Here is a 2,195-nt window from a genome sequence, read left to right as displayed (position 1 = left end):
TATAAATGATACGATAAGAATGTAAGAAAGTGATCATTTAAGAATGTACAAATTGATTATATGTATAGTATAATTATCAATATTTAAATTGGAGGTAATTATGATTATACATATAGATGTTCATTCTGAAATAAAGATAAATAAGTTAGAAGATCTTCATAAATTAAAGTTAATTATGGAGGAAAACAATTTGAAAGTAAACAAAAGTCAGATAGCTAGAGAACTTGGCGTTGATCCACGTACCGTAGGTAAATATTTAAATGGATATGTTAAACCCACCACTAGAAATCGCAAATCCAAAATAGATGCTTTTGAACCCATTATAAAAGAGCTTCTTGGTAAAGATTCAATTCAAGTATTTTATTATAAACGTATTTTATGGCAGTATCTTAAAGATAATCATGGATTAGACTGTGCACAATCTTCTTTTAGAAGATACATCTCTAATCACTCAGAATTTAATGAGTACTTTAATAATAGGAAAAAAGGACATATAGCCAAGGCTACGCCTATGCGGTATGAGACAGAAAAAGGTCAACAAGGACAATTAGACTGGAAAGAAAATATTGATTTTGTTTTAAATACAGGTGAAGTTGTTATTATAAATATTTTTGTATTAATTCTTTCATACTCTAGATTTAGAGTATATAGGTTGTCTCTTGACAAAACACAGGATATATTATTTTCTTTTCTAGATGAGGCATTTGAAGTATTTGGAGGAGTTCCGAAGGAATTACTAACAGATAATATGAAAACTGTTATGGATAATCCTAGAACTAATTATTCTAAAGGAAAAATAAATAATAAGTTTCAACAGTTTGCAAATGATTATGGTTTTAAAGTACATCCCTGCGTAGCAGGAAGACCTAATACAAAAGCTAAAGTAGAGGCTCCTATGAAATTATTAGATGAAATAAGAGCATATAATGGAACCTTAAGTTATGAAGAGCTACATAAGCTTGTTGCTGATTTAAATAATAGAATTAACAGTACATGTCATACATCAACAGGCAAAATACCAATATTACATTTAGAAAAAGAAAAAGATTTCTTATTAGAACTACCTAAAGATCAAATAAGAAATCATTATAAAATAATCACCACATCTGTTAAAGTAAATAGCCAAAGTATGATTTCATATAAATCAAATTTATATTCTGTCCCACCAGAATATATAGGTAAAAGACTAAAACTTCAAGTATATGATGATCAACTACATGTGTATTATAACACAAATTTAGTTACTATTCATAGAATACAAAATCAAAAACTTAATTATCATGTTGAACATTATGCTGAAATTAGTGCTCTAACATTAAAGCAAAATTCTTATGAAATGATAGAAATGGCTAAGAATAATTTAAAAATGATAGGAGAAATATATAAAAATGAATAGTACTTATACACAACTTATAAAGAACTTAGAGTATTTAAAAATGAAACAAATGATTAACCATTTAGACCAAGTTATTGATTTTACAACCAAAAACAATTTATCTTTTGTAGACGCTCTTATTAAACTTACAGATCATGAAATAGATTTTAAAGAAGCAAATATGATTAAATCTATGGTTAAAGTTGGAGCTTTTCCACATCAAAAGGAAATTAAAGATTTTGACTTTGATTTTCAGCCTAGTATAAATAAAGATCAAATACTAGATTTTTTAACCTTACGTTTCCTAGATTCACAAGAAAATATTGTGTTTTTAGGATCTAGCGGAGTTGGGAAAACACATCTTGCAACATCTATTGGTATCGCGGCAGCCAAAAAGCGATATAGCACATATTTTATAAAATGTCATGATTTATTACAGCAACTAAAACATGCAAAATTAGAGAATCGATTAGATGCTAGACTTAAACATTTTAGCAAGTATAAGCTTCTAATAATAGATGAATTAGGTTATTTACCAATAGATAAGGAAGATTCTAAGTTGTTTTTTCAACTTATTGATATGAGATATGAAAAAAAGAGTACGATATTAACAACTAATATAAATTTTAATGCTTGGGATGATGTTTTCTATGATCCAGTTATTGCAAATGCTATCTTAGATAGGATTTTACACCATGCTCATGTTGTTTCTATTAATGGAAAATCATATCGCTTAAAAGATCATTTTAAACAAGAGGATGAGTAAAAAAGCTACATTCTTAAATGATCAAAAAGTTACATTTTAATCTTGACATTTATA

At 27.2% G+C, this 2,195-nt stretch carries 2 protein-coding genes; both read left to right on the top strand.

Annotation, left to right across the window (positions count from 1 at the left end; all coding sequences use genetic code 11):
• Positions 1-100 precede the first annotated feature (100 nt).
• Positions 101-1,396 carry an IS21 family transposase gene (istA, locus tag B5D11_RS12460; RefSeq protein WP_078683333.1) on the top strand — a complete coding sequence of 432 codons (1,296 nt, stop codon included), beginning with the start codon at positions 101-103 and terminating at the stop codon, positions 1,394-1,396.
• Positions 1,389-2,141 (top strand): IS21-like element helper ATPase IstB, encoded by a 753-nt coding sequence (gene istB, locus B5D11_RS12455; protein WP_078683332.1) that lies wholly within the window; start codon positions 1,389-1,391, stop codon positions 2,139-2,141. The genes istA and istB overlap by 8 nt, the downstream gene beginning before the upstream one ends.
• Positions 2,142-2,195: the final 54 nt, after the last annotated feature.

It is taken from the genome of Clostridium sp. USBA 49 (genome assembly GCF_900167505.1).
Lineage (GTDB): Bacteria > Bacillota > Clostridia > Clostridiales > Clostridiaceae > Clostridium_AT > Clostridium_AT prolinivorans.
The sequence above is the reverse complement of the archived record's forward strand: the minus strand, read 5'-3'. Positions and strand labels throughout refer to the sequence as shown.